Annotated in this window: 16 protein-coding genes; 8 read left to right on the top strand and 8 right to left on the bottom strand. The window is 63.8% G+C overall.

Annotated features, from left to right (window positions below; genetic code table 11):
- The first annotated feature begins 1 nt into the window (after nt 1).
- A complete protein-coding gene (locus tag ACVC5H_RS20385) occupies nt 2-1,327 on the top strand; it encodes an NAD(P)/FAD-dependent oxidoreductase (RefSeq protein ID WP_489619553.1) in 1,326 nt (441 codons plus the stop codon).
- A gap of 6 nt (nt 1,328-1,333) precedes the next feature.
- On the opposite strand, the gene ACVC5H_RS20380 is transcribed toward ACVC5H_RS20385, so the two are convergent.
- A complete protein-coding gene (locus ACVC5H_RS20380) occupies nt 1,334-2,278 on the bottom strand; it encodes a LysR family transcriptional regulator (protein WP_489619552.1) in 945 nt (314 codons plus the stop codon).
- A 124-nt stretch (nt 2,279-2,402) separates the two neighbouring features.
- Here ACVC5H_RS20380 and ACVC5H_RS20375 point away from each other — a divergent pair, with 124 nt between their 5' ends.
- Genes ACVC5H_RS20375 through ACVC5H_RS20365 form a run of 3 tightly spaced genes read left to right on the top strand, consistent with a single transcriptional unit; the run spans nt 2,403 to nt 5,576 of the window.
- Nucleotides 2,403-2,813 carry a RidA family protein gene (locus ACVC5H_RS20375; RefSeq protein WP_489619551.1) on the top strand — a complete coding sequence of 137 codons (411 nt, stop codon included), beginning with the start codon at nt 2,403-2,405 and terminating at the stop codon, nt 2,811-2,813.
- Nucleotides 2,814-2,866: 53 nt separating this feature from the next.
- Nucleotides 2,867-4,348, top strand: coding sequence for an aldehyde dehydrogenase family protein (locus tag ACVC5H_RS20370; protein ID WP_489619550.1), 1,482 nt, complete (start codon nt 2,867-2,869; stop codon nt 4,346-4,348).
- A 34-nt stretch (nt 4,349-4,382) separates the two neighbouring features.
- Nucleotides 4,383-5,576, top strand: a complete 1,194-nt coding sequence (locus ACVC5H_RS20365; RefSeq protein ID WP_489619549.1) for a M20 aminoacylase family protein — start codon at nt 4,383-4,385, stop codon at nt 5,574-5,576.
- A 31-nt stretch (nt 5,577-5,607) separates the two neighbouring features.
- Here the strand turns inward: ACVC5H_RS20365 and ACVC5H_RS20360 are convergent, their stop codons facing one another.
- Entirely contained in the window at nt 5,608-6,738 is a 1,131-nt protein-coding gene (locus tag ACVC5H_RS20360; RefSeq protein ID WP_489619548.1) for a DSD1 family PLP-dependent enzyme, read from the bottom strand.
- A 129-nt stretch (nt 6,739-6,867) separates the two neighbouring features.
- Nucleotides 6,868-7,764 carry a LysR family transcriptional regulator gene (locus ACVC5H_RS20355; RefSeq protein WP_489619547.1) on the bottom strand — a complete coding sequence of 299 codons (897 nt, stop codon included), beginning with the start codon at nt 7,762-7,764 and terminating at the stop codon, nt 6,868-6,870.
- Between the two features lie 433 nt (nt 7,765-8,197).
- Between ACVC5H_RS20355 and ACVC5H_RS20350 the strand changes: the two genes are divergently transcribed.
- Nucleotides 8,198-8,833: a LysE family translocator gene (locus ACVC5H_RS20350; RefSeq protein WP_489619546.1), complete on the top strand. Its 636-nt coding sequence runs from the start codon at nt 8,198-8,200 to the stop codon at nt 8,831-8,833.
- A gap of 370 nt (nt 8,834-9,203) precedes the next feature.
- Here the strand turns inward: ACVC5H_RS20350 and ACVC5H_RS20345 are convergent, their stop codons facing one another.
- Nucleotides 9,204-9,620 (bottom strand): tautomerase family protein, encoded by a 417-nt coding sequence (locus ACVC5H_RS20345; RefSeq protein WP_489619545.1) that lies wholly within the window; start codon nt 9,618-9,620, stop codon nt 9,204-9,206.
- A 161-nt stretch (nt 9,621-9,781) separates the two neighbouring features.
- Here ACVC5H_RS20345 and ACVC5H_RS20340 point away from each other — a divergent pair, with 161 nt between their 5' ends.
- Nucleotides 9,782-10,696 (top strand): LysR substrate-binding domain-containing protein, encoded by a 915-nt coding sequence (locus ACVC5H_RS20340; protein ID WP_489619544.1) that lies wholly within the window; start codon nt 9,782-9,784, stop codon nt 10,694-10,696.
- Nucleotides 10,697-10,955: 259 nt separating this feature from the next.
- Here ACVC5H_RS20340 and ACVC5H_RS20335 read toward each other — a convergent pair whose 3' ends face one another.
- Nucleotides 10,956-12,503, bottom strand: coding sequence for a methyl-accepting chemotaxis protein (locus ACVC5H_RS20335; protein ID WP_489619543.1), 1,548 nt, complete (start codon nt 12,501-12,503; stop codon nt 10,956-10,958).
- 448 nt (nt 12,504-12,951) lie between these two features.
- Here ACVC5H_RS20335 and ACVC5H_RS20330 point away from each other — a divergent pair, with 448 nt between their 5' ends.
- Together ACVC5H_RS20330 and ACVC5H_RS20325 are read left to right on the top strand one after the other, a co-directional pair.
- Nucleotides 12,952-13,863 carry a LysR family transcriptional regulator gene (locus ACVC5H_RS20330; RefSeq protein WP_489619542.1) on the top strand — a complete coding sequence of 304 codons (912 nt, stop codon included), beginning with the start codon at nt 12,952-12,954 and terminating at the stop codon, nt 13,861-13,863.
- 182 nt (nt 13,864-14,045) lie between these two features.
- Entirely contained in the window at nt 14,046-15,239 is a 1,194-nt protein-coding gene (locus tag ACVC5H_RS20325; RefSeq protein ID WP_489619541.1) for an acyl-CoA dehydrogenase, read from the top strand.
- Nucleotides 15,240-15,293: 54 nt separating this feature from the next.
- Here ACVC5H_RS20325 and ACVC5H_RS20320 read toward each other — a convergent pair whose 3' ends face one another.
- From ACVC5H_RS20320 to ACVC5H_RS20310, 3 genes are all read right to left on the bottom strand, one after another.
- Nucleotides 15,294-16,502 carry a CaiB/BaiF CoA transferase family protein gene (locus ACVC5H_RS20320; RefSeq protein ID WP_489619540.1) on the bottom strand — a complete coding sequence of 403 codons (1,209 nt, stop codon included), beginning with the start codon at nt 16,500-16,502 and terminating at the stop codon, nt 15,294-15,296.
- 74 nt (nt 16,503-16,576) lie between these two features.
- Nucleotides 16,577-17,386: an oxepin-CoA hydrolase, alternative type gene (locus ACVC5H_RS20315; protein WP_489619539.1), complete on the bottom strand. Its 810-nt coding sequence runs from the start codon at nt 17,384-17,386 to the stop codon at nt 16,577-16,579.
- Nucleotides 17,383-18,528, bottom strand: coding sequence for an acyl-CoA dehydrogenase family protein (locus ACVC5H_RS20310; protein ID WP_489619538.1), 1,146 nt, complete (start codon nt 18,526-18,528; stop codon nt 17,383-17,385). The genes ACVC5H_RS20315 and ACVC5H_RS20310 overlap by 4 nt, the downstream gene beginning before the upstream one ends.
- Between the last annotated feature and the right edge of the window lie 10 nt (nt 18,529-18,538).

Here is an 18,538-nt window from a genome sequence, read left to right as displayed (position 1 = left end):
GATGTCGCCTCCACTCGTGCACGTCCAGTCTCCGACCACGCCTCCTGCCTCGGCCGATGTGGTCGTCATCGGCGGCGGCATCATCGGCATCTTCACCGCCTACTACCTGGCCAGGCGCGGCGTCTCGGTGGCCGTGGTCGAAAAGGGCCGCATCGGCGCCGAGCAATCCAGCCGCAACTGGGGCTGGTGCCGCCAGCAGAACCGCGATGCACGCGAACTGCCGATGGCCACCAAGAGCATCGACCTGTGGGAACAGTTCTCCGCCGAGAGCGGCGAAGATACCGGCTTCAACCGTTGCGGCCTGCTGTATTTGTCCAACGATGATGAAGAAATCAACCGCTGGGCCGCCTGGGGCGAGTTCGCCAAGACCGCCGGCGTGACCACCTACATGCTCGATTCAAAGCAGGCCGCCGAACGCGGCCACGCCACCGGCCGCGCCTGGAAGGGCGGGGTGTTTTCCCCCACCGATGGCACGGCCGATCCGGTCAAGGCTGCGCCTGCGGTGGCGCGTGCGGTCATGAAGCTGGGCGGCCACGTGATCCAGAACTGCGCGGCACGCGGCATCGAAACCGAAGGCGGACGTGTCTCGGGCGTCATCACCGAAGCCGGCGTCATCAAGACCAAGGTGGCGGTCATGGCCGGCGGTGCCTGGGCTTCGTCCTTCTGCCACCAGCTGGGCATCCGCTTCCCGCAGGCTTCGGTGCGGCAATCCATCATGAGCGTGGCCCCCATGGAACAGCCCTTGCCGGGCGCGCTGTACACCTCGGGCGTGGCCGTCACGCGCCGCAGCGACGGTTCGTATGCGCTGGCCATCAGCGGCCGCGCCCGTGTCGATCCGACCCTGCAGTTCCTGCGCTTCTCGCCGCAGTTCCTGCCCATGTTCGCCAAGCGCTGGCGCAGCCTGTCGCCGGGCGGCCTGGAAGCCTGGCGCAGTGGTCACGAGACCCTGAGCCGCTGGCGCCTGGACGCGCCCACGCCGATGGAACGCATGCGCATCCTCGATGCCTCGGCTGATCCGGTCTCGATCCGCGCGACCCACCGCCGCGCCGTGGAACTGCTGCCGCAACTGGCACAGGCCAAGGTCACCCACACCTGGGCGGGTTACGTGGACAGCACGCCCGATGGCGTGCCGGGTATCGGTGAATTGCCGCAGACCCCGGGCCTGATCCTGGCGGCCGGTTTCTCCGGTCACGGTTTCGGTATCGGTCCCGGTGCCGGTCACCTGATCGCCGACCTGGCCAGCGGAGTCGAGCCCATCGTCGATCCGCGTCCCTATCACCCCAATCGTTTCTCCGATTCGTCCTGGGGCAAGGTGGCGGACTTCTGACGGAACTCAGCGTCGCCAGGGGGCGGGCTGGAAGGCCCGCTTGGCAGCTTCCAGGAAAACCCGCTGGCGCAGCGTCAGGCCCTGGCGGCCCGGCAGCAGCGCCATGATGGGTGCCGGGTCGAGCTGCCAGCCGGGCAGCACGCGCTTGAAGCTGCCGTCGGCCAGCAGATGGGCGCAATCCCATTCGGAGCGCGCCACGAAGCCGTCGCCATCGAGCGCCCAGTCGCGCGTGATGGTGCCGTCGTTGGACGAGAGCGCACCGTTGAGCTTGACGGTCAGCGCCTTGCCGGTGCGGCGCCCGGCACTGTCGACGGGCGTGAAGCGCAGGCGGCTGAGGTCATCGTCGTTCTCGCGCAGGCTCAGGTAAGGGTAGTCGGCCAGCTCGGAAGGATGCCTGACCCGCTGCATGCGCCGCGCCAGTGACGCAGAGGCGCACAGGAAGCGCTCATTGGGCGCGAGGAAGTGGCCGACCCAGGAAGAACCCTTGACGCGGCCGATGGAAATGATGGCATCCGCCCCGGCGGCGGCCGCCAGCGGACTCTCGGCCAGCAGCAGCGAGATGCTCAGCCGGGGATGGCTGCGGTGCAGGTCGCGTACCAGCGCGGCCACGTAGCGCCGCCCGAAGCCGAAGGGCGCCACCACCCGCAGCGAGCCGCTGACGTTGGCCAGCGATCCGCGTTCCCCGCGATCGGATTCGCGCGAGACGCTGGCCGTGATGGATTCGATGCGCTCCAGGATGTCCATGGCCTCCTGCACCAGGCGCTGGCCTTCATCGGTGAGCGCAAAACCGCGCGCCGCCCGGTTGGCCAGGCGCACGCCGATGCGGTCCTCGATGCGCTGCAGGCGCACCGTCACCGCCGGGGGCGTGAGATCGAGCAGGCGGGCAGCGGCGGCCAGCGAATTGGCCGAGCCCAGTGCGCGCAGCAGTTGCATGTCATCCAGTTGCAGCATTAAAAACCTCTTAATGGTGAATTGAAAGAACATTAAACATCGCTGAAGGCTTTTTGGCTACAGTCCATCTCAGGAAGTGCGTCGACTATCCTGGCCGGCCTTCCGATTTCAGCTTCGACACATCATGACCCAAGACACTCGCACCACCGGCGCCGCCTGTCCCCTCACCCTCAATCCTGCCGGCCTGGCTACGCCGGGCGGTCACTACAGTCACGTGGCCATTGGCAACGGCATGGTCTTCGTCTCCGGCCAGTTGCCCATCGACGCGGCCGGGCGCAAGCTCACCGACGCCTCCTTCGAGGCCCAGGCGCAGCAGGTGCTGGCCAATGTCGAGGCAGCGCTGGCCGGTGCCGGCAGCGGGATCGGCAAGCTGCTGCAGGTGCGCATCTACCTGAGCGACGTGGCGCACTGGCCCGCCTTCAACGAGATCTATGCACGCTGGGCCGGCAACGCTCGCCCGGCGCGTGCGGTGGTGCCGGTGCCGGCGCTGCACTTCGGCCTGCAGGTCGAGGTGGAGGCCACCGCGCTGCTGTGAGCGCCGGACCTTCCTTCCACGCAGTACCCGTAACGCATCAAGGACCTCCAGACATGAGCACTTCCGCAGCTTCCACCGCCCTTTCTCCGCTGGCGCACCTGGCCCGCAACGGCCGGCTGGACCATTTCTACATCGACGGCCAGTGGCAGCGCCCGCAAGGCAGCGAGCGTGCTGCCGTCATCTCGCCGGCCACCGAAGAGCGTGTCTGCGAGATCGCGCTGGGCAATGCGGCCGATGTCGATCATGCGGTGCAGGCCGCCCGCCGTGCCTTGCCGTCCTGGTCCGCGACCTCGCCGCTGGCGCGTGCCGCCCTGCTGGGCCGCGTGCATGCCTTGCTGCTGGAGCGCACCGAACTGTTCGCCCAGGCACTGACGCTGGAGATGGGCGCGCCCATCAGCTATGCGCGCACGGCCCATGTGCCGCTGGCGGCCGAACATCTGCGCGTGGCGCGCGACAACCTGGCCGACTACCCCTTCATCCGCCCGCGCGGCACCACCGCCATCGTGCGCGAGCCCATAGGCGTGTGCGCTCTCATCACGCCCTGGAACTGGCCGATCTACCAGATCACCGCCAAGGTCGGCCCGGCCCTGGCGGCCGGTTGCACCGTGGTGTTGAAACCGAGCGAACTGTCGCCGCTGTCGGCGTTGCTGTTTGCCGAGATCGTGCATGAGGCCGGTGTTCCGGCCGGGGTCTTCAACCTGGTCAACGGCAGCGGTGCCGGGGTCGGGGCGGCCATGTCCTCGCATCCCCAGGTGGACATGATTTCCATCACCGGCTCCACCCGTGCCGGCGTGCTGGTGGCGCAGGCCGCTGCGGTGAGCGTCAAGCGCGTGGCCCAGGAACTGGGTGGCAAGTCGCCCAACCTGGTGCTGCCGGATGCGGACCTGGAGCGTGCCATCCCGCCCGGCGTGGCGGCAGCTTTCCGTAACATGGGCCAGTCCTGCAGCGCGCCCACGCGCCTGATCGTGCCGCGCGCCGGGCTGGGTCGCGTGCATGAACTGGCGCTGGCGGCGCTGGCGCAGATGAAGGTGGGCGATCCCACGGATGCCACCACCACCCATGGCCCGCTGGCCAACCGCGCGCAATTCCTGCGGGTGCAGCAGATGATCGAAGCCGGCCTGCAGGACGGCGCACGCCTGCTGGCCGGTGGCCCCGGCCGCCCGGACGGGCTGGAACAGGGCTATTATGCGCGGCCGACGATTTTCTCCGAAGTCCACACCGACATGGTGATCGCCCAGGAAGAAATCTTCGGCCCGGTGCTGGCCATCCTGCCCTATGACACCGTGGAAGAAGCCATCGCCATCGCCAACGATACGGTCTACGGCCTGGGCGCGCACGTGCAGGGCAGCGACAAGGACCAGGTGCGCGCAGTGGCTGCCCGCATCCAGTCCGGCCAGGTGCACCTGAACTACCCGGCCTGGGATCCGCAGGCGCCCTTCGGTGGCTACAAGCAGTCCGGCAACGGGCGCGAGTATGGCGTGGAAGGCATGGAAGAATACATGGAAGTCAAATCGATCCTGGGCTATTACGCCTGATGGCGCGCAGCGCTTGCAACCCTCATTGAGCATCATGGAACACACTGAACATCAGCACGACAGCCTGCACCAGCACCGCGCCCACTGGGCCGGCCTGCGCCGCGACCTGCACGCGCATCCCGAACTTCGCTTCGAGGAACACCGCACCGCCGACGTGGTGGTGCGGGAACTGCAATCCCTGGGTTATACCGTCACACGCGGCCTGGGTGGCACCGGCGTGGTGGCCAGCCTGCCCGGCACCGACCCGCAGCGCGGCATCGTGCTGCGTGCCGATCTGGATGCCTTGCCCATCGTCGAGGCCAACGACTTCGCCCATGCCTCCTGCAGCCATGGCGTCATGCACGCCTGCGGTCATGACGGCCACACCGTCATGCTGCTGGGCGCGGCGCGCGTGCTCAAGCAGGGACCGGCGCTGCCGGGCAGCGTGCACTTCGTGTTCCAACCGGGGGAAGAGGGCGGGGCGGGAGCGCGCAAGATGATCGACGATGGGCTCTTCGAACGGTTTCCCACCGAGGCCGTGTTCGGCATGCACAACTGGCCGGGCTTGCCGGCCGGGCAGTTCGGCCTGCGTACCGGACCGATCATGGCGGCGGGCTCGCGCCTGAAGATCACCATCACCGGCAAGGGCGCCCATGCGGCCCAGCCTCACCTGGGGCTGGACCCGATCCCGCTGGCCTGTTCCATGGTCTTGCAATGCCAGACCATTGCCGCCCGCCACAAGGACCCGGTGGACCCGGCCGTGATTTCGGTTTGCATGTTCCATGCGGGCGATACCGACAACGTGATTCCCGACCGGGCCGAACTGCGCGGCACCATCCGCACGCTGTCTTCGGGCTTGCAGCAGAAGTTGCAGGACGACATCGGCCGCATGTGCCACGCCCTGGCCGAAGCCTATGGCGCGCAGGTCGAGGTGGAGTTCTTCCAGTATTACCCGGCCACCATCAACACGCCGGCCGAGACCGGTTTCTGCGAACGCGTCATCCGCCAGACCTTTGGCGATGCACGCATCCGCACCGGCATCCCGGCCAACATGACCTCCGAAGACTTCGGCTTCATGCTCGAAGAGCGGCCCGGCACCTACATCCTGATCGGCAATGCACCGCCAGACCGGGCCTCGCACTCGCTGCACCACCCGCACTACGACTTCAACGACGACATCATCGAAGAAGGCGTGCGCTACTGGGTGGCGCTGGCGCAGTCGTATTTCACCAGCGGACCAGAGCGCTGAACCCGCTGATCCCGTTGATCCCGTTGATCCATTACCAGCCGTTGAAGCGCGGCCAGGTCGCCACGCTGCCATCGGCGGCGATGGCGTGATATTCCTGGTACTGCGCACCGGTGGCACAGGCGTGGTTGGGCAGGATGCGCAGGCGCGTGCCGATGGGCAGGTGCTCTGCGATCCGGGTATCGGGCTCACCCTGGCGTGACAGGATGCCGTGTTCCTGATTGGCGCCGCTCATCAGGTAGCGCTGCAGCACCTTGCCATCTTCGGTACAGACCTGGCCATAGCCGAAATCGAGCTTGCGCCCTTGCGTGCCACGGTCGCGGCTCATGGCCATCCATCCGGCATCGACGATGGCCCAGCCCTTTTCGGACTGGTGGCCGATCACGGTGGTCAGTACGCTCAGCGCGATTTCATCGAGCGTATTGACGCCCACGTTGTGCATCACCAGGTCGAACATGGCATAGACGCCGGCACGCACCTCGGTCACGCCGCGCAAGTGTTCGGCGCGCAGGGCGGTGGGGGTGGAGCCGATGCTGACCACTTCGCACGGCAAGCCCGCTGCCCGCAGGCGCTCGGCGGCCTGCACGCAGCCGGCGCGCTCCTGCTCGGCCACGCGGACCAGGGCGGCGTCGTTGTCGTAGTCGTAGCTGGAGCCGGCATGGGCCAGCACCCCGCCCAGGCGCATGCCGCCTTCATGCAGCGCGGTGCCGACGGCCAGCAGGCTGGCGTCCTCCGGGGCGATGCCGGAGCGGTGGCCATCCACGTCGATCTCGATCCAGACTTCGAAGCATTCATTGTTGGCCTGACCGAAGGCCACGATGGCCTCGGCGCAGGCCACGCTGTCGGCCACGATCTTCAGATCGCAACCCTGGCGGCGCAGCGCCAGCGCCTGGCCCAGTTTGGTCGGGGCCATGCCCACGGCGTAGACGATATCGCGGATGCCTGCAGCAAAGAACTGTTCGGCCTCCTTCAGGGTGGAGACGGTGATGCCGCGTGCGCCCGCCTGCAGCTGCGCCTGTACTACCTGCCGGCACTTGGTGGTCTTGACGTGCGGACGGAAACGCACGCCCAGCGCATCCATGCGTTGCTGCATGCGGGCGATGTTGTGCTCCATGCGGGAGATATCGATCAAGGCGGCGGGTGTGGGCAGTGACGCCAGACTCATGGTGGACTCCTGAAGATTGTGCTGTGCGAAGGTTGGACTATAGGAGATCGCCGGCAAACGGTGCTTAATGCTCGGTGAATTGAGCATTAAGCTGCGTTTAATGCATGTTTTTCGGGAGGCCTGGGCATTTCAGGTCTGGTTGAACTGCCGGATGGTCTCCAGCACGTTGATGGTGGCCTTGTCCAGGCCGGGCAAGGCGCGATGGGCCACGCCGACGTGGCGCTTCAGTACCGGCGAGAGTGGAACGATGCGCACGCCCTTGTGCCGCTCAAGCTCTGCCGCCAGCGGCTGCTCCAGCGGCAGGATGGCCGCCCCGTAGCCGGCCGAGACCAGGCTTTTCATGGCCTCGTTGAAGTTGAGTTCGATCCGTGCGCGCGGGTTTTCGCCGGCGGCAGCAAACCAGGCCATGGTGAGCCGGTACATCTGCGTGGTCGCATCGTTGAAGATCATGGGCTTGTCCACCAGCCAGGCTGGCTTGACCGACGCGGGGGATTTCCAGGAGGCCGGCAGGAAGGCCATCATCCGGTCGCTGCGCCAGTGGGTGATGTGGATGTCCTTGGATTTCTGGATGGGTGTGGACACCAGGCCGATGTCGAGCGTGCCTTCCTGCAGCCGGGCCATGGTTTCGTTGGAGCCAAGGATGTTGACCTCCACGTCGATGCCCGGAAAGCTGCTTTCCAGCTGGCGCAATACGCGTGGCAGCAGGTTGACCACCACCCCCGTGGAGGTGCCCAGCCGCACGCGGCCGACCTTGCCTTCCACGTGTTTGCGCGCGGCTTCCAGCATGTCGTCGGTGTCGCGCAACAGGCGTCTGGCCCGGTCGATCACCAGCGCGCCCAGCGCCGTGGCCTGCACACGGCGGCTGCCGCGCATGAGCAGGGCGCCGCCAAGACGTGATTCGAGATCGCTGATATGCAGGCTGATGGTCGGCTGGGCCAGGTGCAGCGCGTTGGCTGCGGCCGAGAAAGTGCCCAGGTCGACGATCGTCACCAGGGTGCGCAACTGGTCCAGACTGAGTTCTCTCATCAGCTTTCCTGATAAATGGCTTCACTAAACTCAATTTTACCAATGTCTTTGCTTGTCCGATGATGGCGACATTCATCAGGAGAAGCTCATGTGGAATATGTTCAGGCAGGTCCTTGCCCGCGTGCTCGGGGACTATCATGCTTCCCGTGAAGGCGCGGCGCTTGAAATGAAGGGCATGGATGCCCGCGAACTCAATGACCTGGGGATAGGCGCCAGCGAAGTTGGCTACGTCCTCAGGGGAGGCAATCAGGAGCGCCGCCTGTATCGGGGCAACTCCCGGGCAAGGGATTGCAGTAGCCGGGCTCTTTCAGGGTCCGCGAAGTTGTCGGCGTGTGGGGAAACGGGGCGGTGATCGGCATGCCCCAGCGGATTCAGAATATTTCTTTCATCCGGCCGGGGCGCGTGCGCCGTCACGGTCACAAGGAGCCAAGCCATGCAACATCTAGCAGAAGTGATCGGAATTGCCACCGCGCTTGCCGCCGGGGCTGTCAGCCCCGGGCCCAGCTTTGTGATGGTGGCGCGGACATCGGCAAGCAGTGGACGATTCAATGGCTTGCTGGCGGCGCTGGGCATGGGCATGGGAGGATTGATCTTCGCCAGCGCGTCGCTACTGGGCTTGCATGCCCTCTTGCTGGCGGTCCCCTCGCTCTATCTGCTGCTCAAGCTTGGCGGCGGTCTTTACCTGGCCTACCTGGGCGTGCGCATCTGGCGCGGTGCGCGCACTCCCCTGGTGGCCGAGATCCAGCTGCGCGACAGTCCACTGCCTGCTTCCCGGCGATTCTTGTTGCTGGGGCTGGTTACGCAGCTCAGCAATCCGAAAACGGCCATCGTCTATGCCAGCGTTTTTGCCGCCTTTCTTCCGTCCGAGAGTTCGCTGCTGCTCAAGGCGTTCATCGCGTCGCTGGTCTTCCTGATTGAATCGTCCTGGTATGCACTTGTCGCGCTGGTTCTCTCTTCACCGCGCCCGCGCAGCTGGTATCTTCACGGAAAGCACTGGTTCGACCGTGTTGCGGGTGGCGTGATGATGGCCCTGGGCATCAAGCTGCTGCTCTCTCACGAGGAACTCTGAAGCGAGGCGGGTGGCACTCCGGGAGGGGGCCACTTCGCATTCTCGGCACGCTGCGCAGCCCATTCTCGGAATACTCTTCTCAATCCGGCTTGCAGCGGAGCGGCACCGTCGCTTAAGAGCAGAAGGTATTTTTCATAAGAAATTTTTCGGCCGCCAAAACTTAATCTGGCGCGTCCGTTGCGATCATTTAAAAAATAAGGAAATCGCACTTTCTCTTGTTCTGTTCTCTACGGAAATCAGACTTTCTAATTTTTAAAATCACTTTAAAAAATGCTTGGCGCCGACCTGTTCTCAGAAAAAGTACAGTGATGACATAAGAGCCGACGCCGCCAAAGCACCCTTGTCGAGGCGGCACCTCTGATGTGCCGCTTTACGAGGCCGAGATATCCTGGCCAGGCTGTTGTACCAGGGCCATTGCAAATCTTCCCTCACCAACAGACCAGTCGGAATAGTCATTCTCATGCATGAAAATGAAAATGTCCCGAGGAGAAATTTTCGCGAATTCTTCCAAGTTGCGCGCAATAGCTGCATATAGCGCCCGTTTCATGGCATCGCTACGGCCCCGTCGGAGCGTAATCTCAATAACGACCAGGTGCGCCGAGCGCTCAATACCATTAAATGTGCGGCTGTACCAGAATTGCTGATTATCAAAGTCAGCCATCAGATTGAATAGTTCATCCTGCGGCATGCCGATGCTTTCCACCAAAGCCTGATGAATGCCGTCGACGATGGCTTGGCGCGTAGCCGGCGTCGTATCAGAATGCACGCTTGTGCGAACAAATGGCATATGATTCTCTTTCAATAAAGTGTTTTAGGAGTCGATAGTGCGGAAAGAATCTGGATATCAGCGTTTTGCCGACCTTCCTTTACCTGGGCGAGATTCTGACAAAATCGCGTTGCTTTTCTAAACGATTTTTTGGGATCTGCTATGTGCAGTAAACTCACCTCATGACGCGCCGTTCTCTTCCACTCAATGCCTTACGCGCTTTTGAAGCCGCTGCTCGACTGGGCCGCATGAATGCTGCGGCAGTTGAACTTTCGGTATCGCCAGGAGCGGTCAGTCGCCAAGTACGACAATTGGAGATCAAACTAGGCTTGCCGTTGTTTGAGGGATCCAAAGCCAATCCGCAACTTACGTCCGAGGCGAAGGCGTTGCTCCCTAGATTGACGGCAGCATTTGATCAGCTTGATTCGGCGGTAGCATCCGTGATCGGCCATGATGATGGCGTGCTCGACGTCTGCTGCTTCAGCACATTCACGGCCAAATGGCTGATTCCCCGGTTGCATGATTTCAATCGTATGCATCCTGGTACCGAGATACGGATGAGTACAAGTAGCTCTGGTCACCAAGGGGATATTGACCGCGAGCGCTACGATCTTATTGTTACCGTCGACACGCAAGGAATGACAGGACACGATAACGTGATTGAGCTGTTTCCGGAATGGCTCGGTGTAGTTCTGGCTCCGTCTCTTGCGAGCAGACTGAAGTTGCGCGTGCCCGCAGATATTCGACGCGCAGTTATGCTTCACACCAAAACGCGTATGGATGCTTGGGAAATGTGGGGTAGTGCCGTGGGCGAAAAGACTCCAGCGGCGGTTGGTCCCCATTTTGATCATTACTATTTCACTTTGGAAGCTGCAATTGCGGGCCTTGGAATTTGCGTCGCCCCATGGCATCTCATTATTGAAGAGGTTCGTAGCGGCCGACTGCTCGCGCCGTTCGGATTTGAAGAGAGCGGCTATCAATATGTCGCAAAATATCAAAATCGTCGTGAAGAACGCATCATGCAGCTCTGTACTTGGTTGAAGAAGCAGGCCCAAGAAACTGCACGCCCTTGCCAAGGGCCGCAGTCACTGAAATAGGATCACGACGCGGTCACGAATGGACAGGTTAAATAGGTCCGTGAGATTTGATCTGCATAGAACGCATCTCACGTCTGTTTATGAAATGAGTTCTAGGGCCTGTTCACATTAAATTTCTCGCAGATTTAATGTGAACAGGCCCTAGTAATTTCGTCGCAGTTGCGATGCTCGAAGTCGATCTCGGAGTGGCACCGCTCTGGCGCAGCAGTCGGCGAACATGATAAGGCTCCACCGAACCCTGTCACTCTAAACCATCCTCTCAATCCAACTTAAACTTCCCCACCACCGCCGCCAAATTCCCCGCCTGCCCCTTCAACGAATCCGCCGCCGCCGCCGCCTGCTCCACCAACGCAGCATTCTGCTGCGTAGTCTCATCCATCTGCGTGATGGCCAGGTTGACTTCATTGATGCCGCCACTCTGCTCCTGCGTGGCTGCACTGATCTCGGCCACCACGTCGGTCACGCGGCGCACGCTGGCGACCACTTCATTCATCGTGCTGCCGGCACGTTCCACCAGCTCGCTGCCGGCGCTGACCTTCTGCACCGAGTCATCGATCAGTTCCTTGATCTCCTTGGCCGCGCCCGCCGAGCGCTGGGCCAGTGAACGTACCTCGGAAGCGACCACCGCAAAGCCGCGCCCCTGCTCGCCCGCGCGGGCTGCTTCCACAGCCGCATTGAGCGCCAGGATGTTGGTCTGGAAGGCAATGCCGTCGATCACGCTGATGATGTCGGCAATGCGGCGCGAACTTTCGGTGATGCCTTCCATGGTCCGTACCACCTGGCTGACCACCTCGCCACCCTGGCTGGCGATGTTGGAGGCGGTGGCCGCCAGCTGGTTGGCCTGGCGCGCATTGTCGGCGTTCTGGGTGACGGTGGAAGTGAGCTGCTCCATGGCCGAGGCGGTTTCTTCCAGCGAGCCGGCCTGCTGTTCGGTGCGGTTGGACAAATCCAGATTGCCGCGCGCAATTTCGTTGGAAGCCGTGGCGATGGTGTCGGTGCCCTGGCGTACTTCGCTCACGATGTCGCGCAGGCTCTCGTTCATGGCGCGCAGGGCTTCCATCAGGCGTCCGGTTTCGTCGCGCCCGGCCGGGCGGATGCGCAGGGTAAGATCGCCGCGCGCCACGCGCTGGGCAATCTCCACGGCTTCCTTGAGCGGCCGCGCCACATTGGCCGCCACCACGAAGGCCAGCAGCGAACCGATGATCACGGTGGCCGCCAGCAGGCCCACGATCCAGCGCTGTGCGCCACGGAACACGCCCGAGGCGTCTTCATCGGCGCGCGCACTGCCGCTGGCATTGAGCTTCACGATGGCGTTGAGATTGCCCACCATGGCGTTGTAGAGCTTGGCCGATTCTCCATTGAAGAGGGCGCGCGTCTCGTCATACTGCTGGTTGGCCGCCATCTCGGCCAGTTGTTCATCCACCTTCAGATAGGCCGCCAGGTTCTTGCCGAACTGGGCGTATTGTTCCTTTTCCTCTGGCTCGGACATGCGCTCTTCAAACACCGCGCGCTGCTTGGCCAGTGCATCCAGGCGCGCCTTGATGGCCTGGTTGGCGGCGGTGCGCTCCTGGGGTGTCACGGCCGTGACCAGTTGCAATTCGGTCAGGCGCAGCGGCGGCAGCGAACCCTGCAGCTCGCGCGCGGCATCCATGGTCGGCATCCACTTGTTGACGATCTCGCCGGAGGCACTGTTGACCTGCTTGAGTTCCTTGATGGCGAACAGCCCCTGCAACAGGGTCAGTGCAATCACTACCGCAAAGGACAGCGCCAGCTTTTTGGCGATGTTGAGGTTGTAGAACCAGATCATGTCTTCCTCGCATTCGATTTATATCGTTTTCAGTGTCGGATCCGGTCGATGCGGTCGAGACCTGTCTGGCGAGGCCGCCCGTTTGGCGTGCGGGCGTCAAGAGAGGCAACCACCCGGGGGCGCGGTCGCGGGAGCAATGAAGTGCTGGTGATGTCATGCGGTCATGCCGTCACGAAGCCTTGGCTTCCTGCCCATCCTGTCTCTCTTGTCGCCGGCGTCATCCCTCTGCCGCCGGCGCTTGCTTGTTCGATGGTCGCATGGCTGGATCGGGCTCGATATTAATCACCGGCAAGATTTCCGGCCAATGAAATTAATCTTGCAGGCAATGTGCTAATTGATATCGATTGTTGTCACGATGTCAGACAAGATTATTCATCTGGCTACTTTGGGGGAGGCCGCCGCTGTAATAAGATGTGCATAAAATTCACTTCAGAGCCTGTTTTGCACTATGCGCCGAAAGATTCCCTCTACCCAGGCCATGGCCGTGTTCGAGTCCGCTGCGCGGCACCAGAGTTTTACCAAGGCGGCGCAGGAAATGGCGGTGACGCAGAGTGCGGTCTGCCGCCAGGTGGCGGCGCTGGAAGAATTCCTGGGCCTGAAGCTGTTTCGCCGTACCAAGCGCGGCGTGCGCCTGACCGAGGCCGGCGTGAGCTACAGCCACCAGGTCGGCCAGCGCCTGGACGAGATCGAGCGCGATGCGCTGCACCTGATGTCGCGCGATGGCCATGGCGATGTGCTGGAGCTGGGCGTGATGCCCACCTTCGCCACCCGCTGGCTGCTGCCGCGCCTGCGCTCCTTCCTGGAGGCGCATCCGGGCGTGACGGTCAACCTGCGCCCACGCACCCGGCCCTTCCTCTTCGAAGAGACCAGTCTCGATGCCACGCTGTACGCCGGACAAGCCAGTTGGCCCGGCACCGAGGGCGTGTTCCTGATGCGAGAGAGCATGGTGGCAGTAGCCAGTCCCGAACTCATCGGCAGCAATCGCACGCTCACGCCGACCGGGCTGCTCGCTTATCCGCTGCTGCAGCAGAGCACGCGGCCGTACGTGTGGCGGCAGTGGTTCGCCTCCTTCGGCATGCAGGTGCAGAACGATCTGGTGGGCACGCAGCTGGAACTGTTTTCCATGCTGACCCAGGCGGCCATCGTGGGCATGGGCGTGGCGCTGATCCCGCGCTTCCTGATCGAGGATGAACTGCGGCGCGGCCTGCTGGTGGTGGCCGTGGAGCATGATTACCTGAGCCCGTACTCCTACTACCTGATCTATCCCGAGCGCACCTCCGAGCGGCCCTTGCTGCGGCTGTTCCAGGAGTGGCTGGAAGAGCAGGCCAAGGCGTACCGGCTGCCCAGCGGACTCGGCTGAAGCGGCGCGCCATGCCTGTCTCGACAGGCGGAACCGGAGTGCATCAACCGCACACGGTGATGCAAACAATTCGTTTGCGCCGGGGCGGGCCGGCACGTATATTTTTGCCCATCGCCGCAGCAGTGCCGCTGTCCGCAGGACAGGGTTTCTGCCGTACCCGTTGATCCCGAGAAGAGGCCTCCATGAGCGCAACGCCGCAACGACATTCCTTCGATTACGCCGACCCCCTGATGCTGGAGCAGCAACTGAGCGACGACGAACGCCAGGTGCGCGATGCCGCACAGGCCTATTGCCAGGACCGCCTGGCGCCGCGCGTGCTGGAGGCTTTCCGCCACGAGCAGATGGATGTGAGCATCTTCCGCGAGATGGGTGAACTGGGCCTCTTGGGGGCGACCATCGATGAGCAGTACGGTGGTGCCGGTCTGAACTATGTCTGCTATGGCCTGATCGCGCGCGAAGTCGAGCGAGTCGATTCCGGTTATCGCTCCATGATGAGCGTGCAATCGTCGCTGGTGATGACGCCCATCAACGCCTTCGGCACCGAAGCGCAAAAGCAGAAATACCTGCCCAAACTGGCCAGCGGCGAATGGATCGGCTGCTTCGGCCTGACCGAACCCAACCACGGCTCCGACCCCGGCAGCATGATCACGCGCGCCCGCAAGGTGGCGGGCGGCTATAGCCTCACCGGCAGCAAGATGTGGATCACCAACAGTCCGGTGGCCGATGTCTTCGTGGTGTGGGCCAAGGATGAAGCAGGCGATATCCGTGGCTTCATCCTCGACAAGGGGGCCAAGGGCCTCTCGGCACCGGCCATTCATGGCAAGGTCGGTTTGCGTTCATCGGTCACGGGCGAGATCGTGATGGACAACGTCTTCTGTCCGGAAGAAAACGCCTTCCCCGATGTGCGTGGATTGAAGGGCCCGTTCACCTGTCTCAACAGTGCCCGCTTCGGCATCGCCTGGGGCGCGCTGGGTGCGGCCGAGGATTGTTATGAACGCGCGCGCCGCTACACCATGGAGCGCCAGCAGTTCGGCCGGCCGCTGGCGGCCAACCAGCTGGTGCAGAAGAAGCTGGCCGACATGCTCACCGAAATCGCGCTGGGCCTGCAAGGCTGCCTGCGCCTGGGGCGGCTGAAGGACGAGGGATATTCCGGCATCGAGCAGACCTCGATCATGAAGCGCAACAGCTGCGGCAAGGCACTGGACATCGCCCGCATGGCGCGCGACATGATGGGCGGCAATGGCATCTCCGACGAGTTCGGCGTGGCGCGCCATCTGGTGAACCTGGAAGTGGTCAATACCTACGAGGGCACGCATGACGTACACGCCCTCATCCTGGGGCGCGCCATCACCGGGCTGGCGGCTTTCTCCAACTGAAGCGAACCCGCACAGGCCGCCAGCAAGGTGGCCTGCGTGTGATCGCTCCCGTCTCTACAGCACGCCCCGCTCGCGCAGCGCGGCGATCTGCGCTTCTTCCATCCCCAGCAAGGACTGCAACACTTCCTCCGTGCCTTCACCCAGCGCGGGCGGCGCCTTGCGCACCGGCAGACGCTGGCCATCGAAACGATAGGGCGGGGCCAGCACCTGCACGCTGCCCACTTCCGCATGCGGCTGCGTGCTGACCAGACCGGCGGAGGTGGCGCGCGGGCTGGTCAGGGCTTCGTGCAGGCCGAGTACTTCGCCGCAGGGAATGCCGGCCTTGTGCAGCCGCTCCAGCAGGTCGGCGCGCTTGCGGGCCTTGAGCTCGCGGTTGATTTCCGGGACCAGCACGTCGCGGTGCTGGCCCCGGCTGACGTTGGTCTTGAAGCGCGCGTCCTCGGCCAGGTCAGGCCGTTCGATGACGCTGTGGCAGAAGCGCTGGTACTGGCTGTTGGTGCCCACGGTGATGACCAGCCGGCCATCGGCGGCATCGAAGACGCCATAGGGAATGATGGACGGATGGGCATTGCCATAGCGTGGCGGATCGTCGCCCAGGATCAGCGCTTCCAGTCCGTAATACGAAGTGATCATCACGCCGCAATCGAACAGCGCCATCTCCACATGGCGGCCCTGGCCGGTCTGCTGGCGCTGGTAGAGCGCCGCCAGCACGGCCTGCGCGCAATACATGCCGGTGAACAGGTCCACTGCCGCTACGCCCAGTTTCAAGGGCGGCTGGCTGGCCTCGCCATTGAGGGACATCAGGCCGGACTCCCCCTGGATCACCAGGTCATAGCCGGGCCGCGTGGCTTCCGGGCCGCTGCTGTCGTAACCGGTGATGGAGCAATAGACCAGGCCGGGATTGTCGCGGCGCAGGCGCTCGTAATCGAGACCGAACTTGTGCACGCCGCCGAACTTGAAGTTCTGGATCACCACGTCGCTCTTGCGGGCCAGCTGGCGCACGATGTCCTGACCTTCCCCGGTCTGCAGGTCCACGCTGATGGAGCGCTTGTTGCGGTTCACGCTGTTGAAATACGCGGTCTCGGTCGAACCGATGCGGGTGCCCCAGTCGCGCGTATCGTCGCCGCGTTCGGGATGCTCGACCTTGATCACTTCGGCACCCAGGTCGCCCAGGACCATGGCACACCACGGGCCCGCCAATACGCGCGAGAGGTCCAGTACACGTACGCCAGCCAGTGGCAGGGATGCTGTCTGTTCAGTCATGTCGTCTCCTCGTTGGACAGGATGCGTGCCGCGCTTTGTTCTTGTGGGGCGCGTGCGGGGCCTCCTGGTACTGATCATTTTTTTGGCGGGGTCGCCTGCAGCCGCAGTCGCCGGAAATCGGCGGGCCGTTTTTCCAGGAAGGCATGGATGCCTTCGGCGGCTTCGTCTTCTCCCTGCGACAGCACCATGTGCTGTGCTTCCAGTTCCAGCTGTTCTTCCAGCGTGGCGCCGTAGGCATGCTGGCACAGATGCTTGATGCGGGCCATGGCCTGGGCTGGTCCATCGGCCAGGGTGGAGGCCAGTTGTACAGCGGCCTCCAGCGCTTGTCCCGGTTCGGCCAGCTGATTGACTGCGCCCATGGCATGCAGGCGTTCGCCATTGAAACGCTCGCCCGACAGGCACAGCTGGGTCAGCATCTGGCGCGACAGGAATTGCGCGAGGAAAGCGGTCACGCCGCCATCGGGCGTGAGCCCGACCTTGACGTAGGCCACGGAGAATTGCGCCTGGCGCGTGGTCACCAGCAGATCGCAAGCCAGCGCCAGCGACAGTCCGGCGCCGGCCGCACCGCCTTCCACGGCGGCGATCACCGGCTTGCTGCAGCGGCCGATGTGGCGGATCAGGTCGTGCAGACCTTCCAGCCGCGCACGCCGCTGCTGGGGCGCCATGCTGCGGCGCTGGGCCAGCAGGCGCAGGTCGCCGCCGGAGCAGAAGAAGCCGTTGGCGCCGGTCAGCACGATGGCGGCCACCTGTGGATCGGCCTGGGCCGCATCCAGTGCGGCGGTCAGTGCGTCATACAGGTCCGCGTTGAGCGCGTTGCGGGTCGCCGGATCATGGTTGACGAGCACGCGCACCGCACCGCGCTGCTCGACCAGCACGGTACTCATGCCACGGCGTCGCGGCCCAGCGCGATGTAGCGTTGCAGGTGGTGGTCTTCGTCGCCCAGCTGATGGTCGATCATCACCAGCCGCTTGGCGTAGTGCGACAGCGGCAGTTCCCAGGTCATGCCGATGCCGCCATGCAGCTGGATCGATTCTTCGGCCACCAGCGTGCCGATGCGGCCGATGCTGAACTTGGCGGCCGACAGCGCCCGTTCGCGCGTGAGCCGGTCGGCATCCAGTGCGGCAGCGGCATTGATGACGGCCGAGCGCGCCTGTTCCACTTCCAGCAGCAGGTCGGCCATGCGATGCTGCAGGGCCTGGAAGCTGCCGATGGGCAGGCCGAACTGCTTGCGTGTGCGCAGGTAATCCAGCGTGGCTTCCTTGGCCACCTCCATCGCACCGAGTGCTTCGGCGCACAGGGCCAGCACGCCACGTCCGAGGATGCGTTCGAGCAGGGCATCGGCCGTTCCCGCTTGTCCCAGCAGGGCATCGGCGGGTAGCACCACATCCTGCAAGAGCAGGTCGGCCACGCGGCCGCCGTCGATGGTATCGCTCCCTTGCAGTTGCAGGCCGGGCGTATTGGCCGGGATCAGGAAGAGCGAGATGCCGTCGGCCTCATCGATCCCACCGCTGCTGCGCGCCGACACCAGGAACAGGTCCGCCGATTCTGCCTGCACCACGACAGCCTTGTGGCCCTGCAGACGCCAGCGGCCATCGACCTCTTGCGTGGCGCGGGTGGCTACGTGCGTGTGCTCATAGTGGCTGTCGGGTTCCTCGTGGGCCAGCGCGGCCAGCGTCTGGCCGGCGATGATCTGCTCCAGCAGTGCTTTCTGTGCGGGTGTGCCGGCTACGGCGATGGCTTCACCTACGAGGATGGCGCTGCCCAGCAGCGGCTCCAGCAGCAGGCCGCGGCCGATTTCTTCAAAGACCACGGCGATGTCGAAACCGCCACCACCGTAGCCGCCGTCTTCTTCGCGCAAGAGGGCGCCGATTACGCCCATCTCGGCCAGCTGATTCCACATGTCGCGGCTCATGCCGGGCGATGATTGCAGCAGTTGCTTGCGCGCCTCAAAACCATACTGTTCGGTAATGAGGCGGCGCAGGCTGTCGGCCAGCATCCGGCGTTCTTCGGTGTGCTCGAAATTCATGGGCGTTTCC

The organism is Herbaspirillum sp. Her3 (assembly GCF_057961275.1).
The sequence above is the reverse complement of the archived record's forward strand: the minus strand, read 5'-3'. Positions and strand labels throughout refer to the sequence as shown.